At 43.2% G+C, this 11545-nt stretch carries 8 protein-coding genes and 1 pseudogene; 4 read left to right on the plus strand and 5 right to left on the minus strand.

The window, feature by feature from the left end; translation table 11 throughout:
• From VB654_RS03270 to VB654_RS03280, 3 genes and pseudogenes are all read left to right on the plus strand, one after another.
• Positions 1-225, plus strand: a pseudogene (locus VB654_RS03270) (hypothetical protein); the annotation flags it as partial.
• 160 nt (positions 226-385) lie between these two features.
• Entirely contained in the window at positions 386-1090 is a 705-nt protein-coding gene (locus VB654_RS03275; RefSeq protein ID WP_323212006.1) for a DUF4145 domain-containing protein, read from the plus strand.
• A 212-nt stretch (positions 1091-1302) separates the two neighbouring features.
• A complete protein-coding gene (locus VB654_RS03280) occupies positions 1303-2472 on the plus strand; it encodes a homocysteine biosynthesis protein (protein ID WP_323212007.1) in 1170 nt (389 codons plus the stop codon).
• 92 nt (positions 2473-2564) lie between these two features.
• Here VB654_RS03280 and VB654_RS03285 read toward each other — a convergent pair whose 3' ends face one another.
• The gene (locus tag VB654_RS03285) at positions 2565-3578 is read right to left on the minus strand and encodes a hypothetical protein (RefSeq protein ID WP_323212008.1); all 1014 of its coding nucleotides are present in this window, start codon (positions 3576-3578) and stop codon (positions 2565-2567) included.
• Positions 3579-3953: 375 nt separating this feature from the next.
• Between VB654_RS03285 and VB654_RS03290 the strand changes: the two genes are divergently transcribed.
• Entirely contained in the window at positions 3954-4829 is an 876-nt protein-coding gene (locus tag VB654_RS03290) for a tetratricopeptide repeat protein (protein ID WP_323212009.1), read from the plus strand.
• Positions 4830-4946: 117 nt separating this feature from the next.
• Here the strand turns inward: VB654_RS03290 and VB654_RS03295 are convergent, their stop codons facing one another.
• From VB654_RS03295 to VB654_RS03310, 4 genes are all read right to left on the minus strand, one after another.
• Positions 4947-5561: a TMEM165/GDT1 family protein gene (locus VB654_RS03295; RefSeq protein ID WP_323212010.1), complete on the minus strand. Its 615-nt coding sequence runs from the start codon at positions 5559-5561 to the stop codon at positions 4947-4949.
• A 417-nt stretch (positions 5562-5978) separates the two neighbouring features.
• Positions 5979-6485, minus strand: coding sequence for an SgcJ/EcaC family oxidoreductase (locus tag VB654_RS03300; protein ID WP_323212011.1), 507 nt, complete (start codon positions 6483-6485; stop codon positions 5979-5981).
• Positions 6486-7124: 639 nt separating this feature from the next.
• Positions 7125-8852: a succinate dehydrogenase/fumarate reductase flavoprotein subunit gene (locus VB654_RS03305; RefSeq protein WP_323212012.1), complete on the minus strand. Its 1728-nt coding sequence runs from the start codon at positions 8850-8852 to the stop codon at positions 7125-7127.
• Positions 8853-8898: 46 nt separating this feature from the next.
• On the minus strand, positions 8899-11545 hold a 2647-nt coding region (locus VB654_RS03310), incomplete at its 5' end, for a diguanylate cyclase (protein ID WP_323212013.1).

Raw genomic sequence — 11545 nt, forward strand, 5'->3', positions numbered from 1 at the left:
TTGTTAACTAACATCGAACAACGGACTATTAAAAAGACTCGGAAACAAAATATTGTCACACTTGTACAAGTGCGGTTTGGTGATATTCCCGATAATTTAGTTGCAAGCATTAATCAAATTGATGATACATCCTTTTTAAAAGAACTTCTTGTATCAACAATTAGCGTTAATTCTTTAGAAGAGTTTGCACAGATTGTCAACTCTAATTTACCAGAAGCAGATTAATAGATGTAGGTTGGAGTCAGCGACAGTGCAACCCAACAATTGATAATATACTTCACGAAAGAGGTTATAACCGTAAAGAAATTCTTGATTTGTATAAAGTCATTGATATCAGGATAAATTTGCGTTCAAGAAGCAGAAAAGTAATGGAGAAATTAGCATAATGACTTTACCAACAAACCTTTTTAACAAATACATTACACGTTTTGATGAACTAATTGCTAAAGGAGAAGCAATATCTACTTATGATTATCCTGATAGCTATGTGGTTAAAAATAATGCTGATTTCAGAATTTTGGAGAAATGGAAGTTCAACTGTATTTCTTTATTAAGCCACTGCCTTCCTAAAGACGGAGTTCATCAAGACTTAATTAATAAAATTAGACGCTTAGAAGATAACGATAATTACTTATTAGAAGTTTGCATCTCTAACCTTAAAGCAATAAAAGAGGATTTTGAACAGGGATTTTTAGGAGATTTAATGCTTCAAGTAGAGGCAGAAATTGCAGCAGATTATATGGGACAGGCTGAACAGTTGTTAGCAGAAGGTGCAAGTGGTCAATATGACCATGTTCCAGCAGCCGTATTATCTGGAGCAGTTTTAGAAAAAGCCTTAAGAACCCTTTGTATTAAACAAATTCCTCCTATATCAACAATTAAGGATGATGGTAAACCCTTAAGGTTAAATTCACTTATTGTTGAATTAAGAAAAGCAGGTGTTTTCCATGAACCAAAAGCAAAAGAGCTGACAGCCTGGGCAGATATTCGTAATAAAGCAGCACATGGAGAATTTGAAAAATTTACTCGTTCTGATGTGGAACTTATGATTAAAGGGATTGAAAATTTCTTAGCAGATTATATGACTTAGTTTTTATTTAGCCATGAAACTTCACAGATGGGGTAGATTTTGAATATCAACAAGATAGAGAAACTCAACACGAAAAAGTCAAAATCAATTATTTTGAAAAATTGATAATATTGCTCATGATTTGCTGAAAGCCATTCTTCTAATTTAACCATTGATTGGACAGTTAAAGAAAATGTGCGGGCTAAATTACTTATCGGAAAATTATATTTAAAATGCGAACAATTGCCGAAATTAACGAAAAAATCAGCCGCAAACGTGCAGTAGTATTGACAATTGAAGAATTAAAAGCACGAGTAGCCGAAGTCGGCGTGAGCAAAGTTGCTAAAGAAGTTGATGTAATTACCACTGGCACATTTGAGCCAATGGAATCCAGTGGTGCAATTATTAATCTCGGACACACTGACCCCCCAATTAAAATTCGACGCTGTTGGATAGATGGTGTACCAGCATACTCAGGTTTTGGCGCAGTAGATTTATACTTGGGTGCGAGTTGTTCTGTAGATGTCATGGATGGGGAAGAAATCCGCGAACATGGTGGTGGTCATGTGATTGAGAACTTAATTGCTGGGAAACCTGTACACGTAAAAGCTCAAGGACAAGTAACAGATTGTTACCCACGGGCGACCTTTGAAACCACTATTACCCGTGACACCATCAATCAGTTTTATTTATTCAATCCGCGCAATCTTTACCAAAATTTTATTGTAGGTGTGAACGGAGGCGATCGCTCACTTTTTACTTACCTCGGACCCTTACAACCTAGTTTGGGAAATGCCGTTTACTCTAACCCTGGGGCAATTTCCCCCTTACTGAACGACCCCGATTTGCAACTTGTTGGTATTGGGACAAGAATTTTTTTAGGTGGCGGTATTGGCTATGTAGCTTGGGAAGGTACTCAACACTTCCCCTTACAAAAGCGTTTACCCAATCGTACACCCATTGGCCCCTCTGCCACTTTAGCCTTAATCGGAGATGCCAAACAAATGGATGCGCGTTGGGTACGGGGTTGTTACTTTAAAAGTTATGGTCCCTCGTTAATGCTGGGTGTAGGTGTTCCCCTGCCAGTCTTAAACGAAGAAGTAGTTAAATGCTGTAGTGTTCAAGATCAAGATTTAGTCGCGCCAATTGTCGATTTTTCTATTCCTCGGCGCGTTCGTCCTACCTTTGGTTTAGTGAGTTACGCCCAACTCAAGTCTGGGCGCATCACCATTGAGGGTAAAACTGTGAGGGTTGCTCCCCTAGCCAGTATGTTTTTTTCTCGGCAAATTGCCACAGAATTAAAACAATGGATTTCCGCAGGTACTTTCACCCTCACAGAACCTGTGGCTCCAATTCCGATGGACAGGTCATTTTTACCCCAAGACCGTTGGACGGACTTTTAGGGACGGGGACTGGGATGGAGAATTTTCTTCCCCCTTGCTCCCCTTCGACTGCGCTCAGGGCAAGCCTGCTCCCTGCTCCCCTGCTTCCTCCCCTATTCCTGAGCTGGTTTTGGCCGTTTAATGGGCTTAGGTGCTGGGGCTTTTGGTATGGGTTTGGATACCGCCGATGGTTCGCCGGCTGTTTTCTTGATTGGTTTTGGGGTTTCTCCACTGCGTCTAGGCGGAAATGGTTTTCTCCCACCACCGCGAAAGCCTGTTTTGAAGGGTGGTTTACGTTTTTTGGGCAGATCAGCGATCGCTTCGGCTTTTTCCACTACTAATACATCAGCTTCCCGCTTGGCTTTAAAGTCCCAAAACTTGTTCACACCTTTGGTGGTCAGTACACCCCGCAGTTTCAACTTAAAATATTTGGGTTTATCAGTTGATTTGCGTGGCGCTTGCTTAATTTTGACTACTAAGCTCTTAGCGTCAAAAGACTGGTAAACTAACTCACCACGCACGGAAAAACTACCGTCAGAAAGTTCGGATGAAGATACCAGTTCACTTGTAAATTCTTCTTGATTTTCGGGTAGATCATCATCAGTTGTCTGCAACTTCTGTGATTTTTGTGACTGTGAATCTTGTTCATCCTCCTTGGTTGGCTGTTTAGCCAGATTTTCTGGTTCCCAAACCCCAACAATTTGGAGGTGTAAGGTGTCGTTTTCTTGTCGTGTACGTGGATAAACTACCCACAAATGATCTTTTTCTAAATCCAGATGATTCTTGACTAAGCTCATAATTCGGCCGAGTAGGACTGCGTTGAGTTCTACACCATCTTTGGTTAGCAGTGTACCTTGAGTAAATTGTTCGCTGCTAGCAAGGTAACGACCTCGGACTAACCCGATGGCTCGGTACTGCATCGGCTCACTGGGAGGCGGAATCGGTTGAAGGCGATGACCTAAGTTGCCATTGGAGGTAGTTTCACTAGGCTGAACAGAGGCATTTTCTGGCTGAGAGTCATGCACTGCCACTGTATGAACATTAGCAGTAGCCTCTTTATAGGTTTGAGGCTGATGGTTGGTAGAAGAGTTAGAAGATTCAGGCAAAGGCATCAGGTCGGAATTCATAAAAACTCCTTGCGGCGGAGATACATCCCATAATGGGATTTTACGAAGGCAATGAAAAAAAGCGTTTGTGCAGTTAATGAAAGTTATGTTGACTTTACATAAACCTACACCAGAGCGCCCAATACAATGGTAAAGACGCTACATTTGCATTAATACGCTAATGTAACTGAGAGCCTTTACACTAGTTTCGGAAGCATATCATAAGTACAATTCTGACGGCTCCTCCTAAAGTCATCACTTACTTTGGCAATGTGAATAGTTAATTGTTATAAAATTCACAGGCAATTGGCGGTATTCCGCAAGGTTTTGGAAATTTTTCGCTTTCCGATTTATGTAAATGATCATGTCGTTTGAATTCTGGAGTAAGACAAAACTGTGTCTCAACCGCGCAATCGTTGGATAGTTAGGATCATCTTAGCGCTGGCAGTAGCTGCATTTGTGGGTGTTTCGGTCATTCCTATTATCAGCGCTATTAATAATCCGTCACCCTTAAACCAAAATGCCACTAGCACTGACACGAGAGTACAATCCTCTGACCAAATATCAAAGTTGCAAGACGAAGTACGAGGTTATGAATTGGTTTTGCAACGGGAACCAGAAAATCAAACTGCGCTGAATGGCTTATTACAGGCGAGGCTACAACTGCTCAGTTTAAAACAAGGTGATGTTCAAGGAGTTATTGAGCCTCTAGAAAAACTAGCTCAACTCAATCCCCAACAGTCGGAATATGGAGTCCTGTTAGCTCAAGCAAAGCAGCAATTGGGAGATCAGGAAGGAGCAGCTCAAGCTTATCGCTCAATTTTAGCAACTAAACCTGGTGATTTGAAGGCTTTGCAAGGTATAGTAGCTCTGTTGTTAGAGCAGCAACGTCCTGAAGCCGCAGTTGGTTTGCTCGAAGATACTCTTTCTAAGGCAGATCAGGGAAATAAAATTCAGCCAGGAACTGTAGATACAGTGGCTATACAGGTACTATTAGGTACTGTTCACGCTTCTCAGATGCGCTATCCTCAAGCTACTTCTGTCTATGATCAAGCAATTAAGCAAGATCCTCAAGATTTTCGCCCCGTTTTAGCAAAAGCAATGCTTTTTAGAGAACAGGGCAAAGTCGAAGAAGCTAAACCTTTATTTGATAGCGCCGTGGCTTTAGCACCTGCTCAATACAAGGATGAAATTAACAGGGCGGCTGCTACTCCAACGCCTGCGCCTACACCTACACCTACACAATCGTCGGAAACTCCTTCTGAGGATTAAGGATATAGGGTAATGGCATTAAGATAAGCTAAAACCTTGAGGGGGCAGGGTGTGGGGTATAGGGAGAACGTTCTCCTCTTCTTCCCTCTCTCTTCCCACTCCTCAGTCCCAAATCCTTTATACTCCTTCTACAGCAGCAACGATGCCAAAGATCAGAAATAGACAGCCCCCTGCAAAGGTGAGTTGACGTTCAGAAATGCGTCCGGCAATAATTTTACCGCCAATGACTGCGATCGCTGTACAAATAGTGTGTCCTAAAATTGCACCCGCAGCTACTCCCACGGCGTTATAGCTTGCAGCTAGGGCAATGGTGGCAATTTGTGTGCGATCGCCCCACTCTGCGACAAATGTCAGTGTAAAGGCTTCTATGAAAATTGCTAAGGGAGTTTTTATCTTTGTTTGTAACTCTGCTTTTTCTACTGCTTCTTTAGCCTCGTTTACTTCTGTCTCACAGCTAGAACCCGACATCTTACTAGCTTCATATAACAGCTTTACCCCAAAGGCAAAAAATAAAATTATTTCCGCGTATTTTACATAAGTTTTTGGCAATAAAGATACAATTTGCCCGAATAAAACTGAAAGAATTGTCATCGCAGCTAAGGCGGATGCCACACCGATGAAGACTAACTTTCGCGAGTGTTTCATCGCTAAGATTACGGCTATAAAGAATGTTTTATCCCCTAGCTCCGAAATTGTAATTAGGAATAAACCTGCTGTAAATGCTGCTAACACTCTCTTAAACTCCTGAAGGATTTTTTACCTGTGTGGAGCTTCAATGAGAGTGGTAAGACTTCACTGAAGCTCACACACTTTTATGTGCAAACTCAGTGAAGGTCTCGCTACCAAATATTTGTTATTTGCCATCTGAACCAGGCTCATCGCCAGTATGTTGATTCAGACGCACTAGCTTGTAATTTAAAATTTACTGCTAGCAGCTACTCCCCTTCGATTTGATATGAATTATACATCTATTTTGAGTAAGAGTCAAGCAAATTTTATTATTGCTTAACTCCTACTTAATTAAGTAGTCATTGGTCGTTCCTGGTAACTTATGGGCGAAAAAATTTGTGGACTATGGGCTAATTCAAACCATTGTCAAAAGCTAATGACTCTGCGAAGTGGTTGGATGTGATCATCAGCAATCAACTGCTATTTAGCACTGGTAGTAATGGTTTCTGGCATAGCTGAAGAGTGGTGTTCTGCTATTAGCCATTGATTGCCGACTCGATTATAGACAAAGGTGTATCTGGCTTGAACTTCCTGAGTCTGACCATTATTTACGGTTGTAAATGTATATATCCCAGAATCAATGGCGACACCACAATAAAGGCGAATACTACTGTAATTAATTTTGCCTACAGGTTGAAGTGCTAAGAATTTTACAAAATAATCCTGAATTTCTTCATGATTTCGGCGCACTTGGTTAGAAACTGTCGGCAGCAAAATAGCATTTCTGGCATAATTCTGAGTAACTAAATTTGGATCACCTGTTTGTAAAGACCTGTTCCATCGGTCGAAAAGTCCTGCAATTTCTGGTCTGGTCGCCCTGTTACAGTTCCTTTGGGCTTGAACAGGAGTTATTGGCATAATACTTGCACAAGCAAGCACTGCACTAAAAATTGATGATAAGGCAGACCGAGTAATTGTCGTTTTCATAACTTTTTGATGTTGACGCAAAAGTGAACTGTGAACACTCCAACTTAACTGTTCCAAGGAGCAGATTTAGGGGCAGTTTTATGGTGCTTCAAATTTCTACTATTATGATTGAATTGCTTTTAAAAAAGTTCCCAGACAGAGTTAAACAAAGCAATAACTATGTATCAATATCAATCATCTTAATTAATTATAATTGCAGTTTTTTTTGTCTTCTATAAAAAGAGAGTTAAGTCTGGGAAAATTATGTTTTTTTGCATAATGGACATCAGCCGAATTAAATAGGGTTCGCTGCCAAACTTTTGTCGTGGAGGCAGGGAATAGGGAACAGTTTCAGCTATCTGTCATCCCCAAATTTTCTGATTTATTCAACCAAAGTTCACACTTTTGATGGTACACCCTTCAAAAATCTTGCACCTACTTTCGGGTTTATCACTTCAAACCTTCAATTTATCTGGGTTTTATATTTATTCAGCCAGCCCTAGCTAGGGCTGACAACTGACAATAGAGACGATCTTTCACGGAAAAGTCAATGTCCGCAATTTTACTGTGGGATGAGTGCGAGTGTTTTTGTATACATTGCAATACTCATCAGATATCAAAAGAGGACTACAAAATGAATAATTTCATTTGGGAAAATTTCTAATACTTCCGCTCTTTTGGCTCAAACATATTAATGACTACTGGGCGATATTGAATGTCAATACCTGCTGGTGAATAATAAGCCATTGTATGTTGCAGAAAATTAGTATCATCTCGCTGGGGATAATCTTCGCGGAAGTGTGCGCCACGACTTTCTTGACGATTTAAGGCTGAGGCTAGAATTGTTTGTCCTACCACCATCAAACTTCGTAATTCCAAGGCTTCTACGAGTTCTGTATTCCAACAGCTACCTTTATCGTCTAAATATATTTGCGGGTATTGCTGCTGTAATTCTGTGATTTTTTGCCAACCTTCCTGCATGATTTCTTCAGTACGGAAAACGGCACAGCATTCAGTCATACAATCTTGGAAGGCTTGACGAATTTGGTTAATTCGATATTTTCCAGGCTGTTCTATTAAGGTTTGGATTTCTTGCTGGGCTGCTTGGATATAGTGTTCTTCGTTCACAGCAGGTAACTTCCGATTCTGCACATATTGAGCGATCGCTGCCCCAGTGCGCTTGCCATAAACTATACATTCTAATAGCGAGTTACTACCAAGACGGTTAGCACCGTGTACAGACACACAAGATGTTTCACCTGCTGCAAAAAAGCCTGTTACTAAATTATCTCCACTGCTGCGAACTCGACCATCAGTGTTCACTGGGATACCACCCATGCAGTAGTGATTTGTGGGGCGAATCGGCATTGGCTGAGTTACTGCGTCAACACCGACTAAGCGGTGGGCTTCTTCCCAACAGAAGGGAACACGACTCATAATTTTTTCTTTACCCATGTGTCGCAAGTCAAGATAGACACAGGGACCCCCGGCACTGCCATCGGGATGAACACCACGCCCGGCGCGAATTTCGTAAGATATCGCCCGTGAGGTAATATCACGAGGGGCTAATTCCATGCGGCTGGGGGCGTAGTTTTTCATGAAGCGATCGCCTTCGCTATTAATTAAATAGGCTCCTTCTCCCCTGACAGCCTCGGAAATCAGCACCCCTACAGGATACAAACCAGTGGGGTGAAACTGGACAAATTCCATATCTTCTAGGGGTAAACCAGCGATCGCCGTCATCGCTAAACCGTCGCCAGTAGAAGCATAATCATTAGAAGTAGTATTATAAACGCGACCATAGCCACCAGTGGCAAACATTACCGCCTTCGCCCGCAACACCTCTATATGCCCATCTAACAGGTGAAACATCACCACACCCTTGGCCTCACCTGATTCTAAAATCAAGCGCATTACATACCATTCTTCATAGATATGCACACCAAAACGCCGCAGGTTGTTAACCAACTCATGCAGAATCGCGTGACCGGTTTTATCCGCAGCATAGCAAGTGCGATCGTGGGAATGTCCTCCAAAAGCCCGTTGAGCAATGCGACCATCAGGTAAGCGAGAAAATAAAACACCGATATGTTCCAAATCAATTACTACATCTGGGGCTTCTTGGGCGAGAATAGCCACTGCATCTTGGTCGGCTAAATAGTCAGAACCCTTGACAGTATCAAAAGCGTGTGCTTCCCAACTATCTTCAGAATCCACATTTTTTAGAGAAGCCGCCATCCCACCTTGGGCGGCTACCGAGTGGGAACGGATGGGATGAGTTTTCGCTACCAAAGCAATATTTAAACTAGGGTCAGTGCGTGCAATTTCTAGGGCTGCGCGACATCCCGCCAATCCCCCTCCGACAATAATTACATCATGTTCCAGCATAATTAACCCTGTCCGCAATCAGTTGTTGTTCTATTGTAGAGATGCGTTATGGTGCAATTACAACTTGATTGCGTCCGGCAGCTTTGGCACGGTAGAGGGCAGCATCAGCAGCTTGGATCAGGGATGTGCCTTTTACGCCATGCTTTGGGAAACCTGCGATACCCAGTGAGATAGTCAGTTTGCCCAAATGCTGTCCGTTGTAAGCAAGAATCACATTAGAGATCGCCTCTCGAATCTGTTCTGCCCTCGTATTAGTTTCTTCTAGGGAAGATTCCGGCAGAATCAGAGTCATTTCTTCTCCCCCATAGCGACAGGCAATATCTGACCCACGCACGCTCTCTTTAAGTATTGTGCCAATGGTTTGCAACACATAGTCCCCCACATCATGACCGTAGGTATCGTTAAACCGCTTAAAGTGATCTACGTCAATCATCACTACACCGATTGGGTGTTGCTGACGTTGGCCACGGGCAATTTCTTGAGTCAGGGCTTCTTCTAAATACCGTCGGTTAAATAAACCAGTGAGAGGATCGCGGATGCTTTGATATTGTAAGGTTTCGCGCAGATTTAAGTTAGCAATCGCCAGTGCCACCTGTTCGGCAACAGTGCGAGCAATCTGTGCTTTAGCATCAGATAAAGCGGTAGGCGTATTGGTACTGAGATAGAACAAACCCAAGGTTTCACCCTGGGCAATCATGGGGATGCAAAGAGTGGTGGCGATCGCATCATCTGCTGGGATATGCTGACAACGTAGCCCCGCTTGATGTTCTTCACAGGTATGCAATCGCCCCCGTCGTAATGCCCAGCATTCCTTGGGGTGAAAATCAGGTGCAGATTGGAAGGAATCTCCCCAAGAGGACAGCATCTCCACGCGGTTACGAGACGGATTGGTAATAAACACTCCCCCTGAACAGTTAGGAAAGAGGGGTTCCACTAAACTGCTGAAGGCTGCACAGGCTTCTGCTACCGTCAGGCTGGCTTGCAGGAAATCACTGATTTCGCTCAAGATCAGCATTTCTGCATGGCGTTGGTCAAGGTCGGCAACTCGTTCTTGCAGTTCTTGATTCACTTGCTGAATCGCTATTTCTGATTGCTTGATGAGCGTCGCGTCCCGGAAGGTAACGGCAAAGCCATCTTCTAGTTTAACCGCAATGTTTTCCAGCCAACACTCAATGCCATCGCGGTTGTAGTGAAACTGTCGCTGAATCGGCTCACCGGTTTCTACTACTTGAACATAGAGATCAAACAAACCCTCCTCTTGATTGCAAGGAAATTCCTGTAATAGCCGCTTCCCAATTAAATCATCTGCTGATCGTTTCACAAGGGAGCAGGCGGTGGGATTGCTCAATAGCCACTCAAAATCAATAATTGTACCCTGGTGATCCCGTACCGACCGAAAGGCCATAATCCCATCCAAAGAACTATTTAAAACACTGGTGAGCTGGATCTGAGAAGATTTAAGTGCCTCTTGAACCGTGACGAGTTCGGTAATGTCGGTAATTAAGCCAGTTACCCCCATAAAGTTACTTTGATCATCTAACATCAGTGTGGCTGAGACGATGGCCCACAAATTAGTTCCGTCCTGGCGCTGAAACTTGAAGGTCTGTTGTTCTTCAATGCCCTGTTGTTGCCGTTCTATATAACTTTGGACTTGGGGGCGATCAGCTAGAGCAACGAAGTCCATCGGGTTAGTACCTGCCATCTGGGTTGTAGTGTAGCCCAGCATATTTGCCATCCTCTGATTGACAAATGTGGTTTTGCACTCTGCATCTAGCATCCACACCCCTTCCATCGTGGTTTCAATGATGTTGCGATAACGGGCTTCACTTCGCTGCAAAGCCAGTTCAGATTGCTTAAAATCGGTTACGTCTATGACAACCCCAAACCAAAGCACCTCTTGATTTGCTAACCTTTCTGGACGACTATTGCTCTGTATCCACTTTGTTTTACCCGATGGGGTGATAATGCGCCATTCGTGACTAAACGGCTGCATAGTGGCTAGACTTTCCTGCATAGCTACCTGATATCCTTTCAGATCATCGGGATGGAACATGGTCAACAGGATATCTGTGTTTTCCAGTATCTGATCCACCTCCATTTCTGATACCTCCGAGATGAAGTCGTTGGCGTAGGTAAATTCCATCGATCCATCTACTCGCTGAATTGAGGTGTAGATAATTCCCGGTAAAGTTGATGCTAGTTTTTGGAAGCGGGCTTCGCTGGTGGCTAGTTGCTGTTCACTGCGTTTGCGATCGCTAATATCTTTGATAAAACAGTAATGCCCGATAAATGCCCCCTGCTCATCATGATCAGTAATCATGATCATCTGCTTGTAAAACAGAGAACCATCCTGACGCACTCCTTTGCTTTCAATATCTACCTTGCCCGTTTGCAGCATGGTTTGATAGGCTGATTCCAGTGCAGGTAAATCCTCTGCATCAACTGTCAACGTCCATATCTGACCGATTAATTCATCTGGTTTATAGCCACAAATCTCGGCATAGGCACGGTTAACGCTGATGTATCGCCCGGCAGCATCCAAGCGGGCAATGCCTTCTACAGCGTTTTCCAGCACTAGGTTGATATGGTGGAGGTTGTTTTCGGCTTGTTTGCGAACAGTCATGTCAATATGACAGCCAATCATGCGGAGAGGTTTGCCGTCCTCATCCCAGGAAATCACCTGCCCCGAACAT

The organism is Nodularia sp. UHCC 0506 (genome assembly GCF_034931045.1).
Taxonomy (GTDB): Bacteria; Cyanobacteriota; Cyanobacteriia; order Cyanobacteriales; family Nostocaceae; genus Nodularia.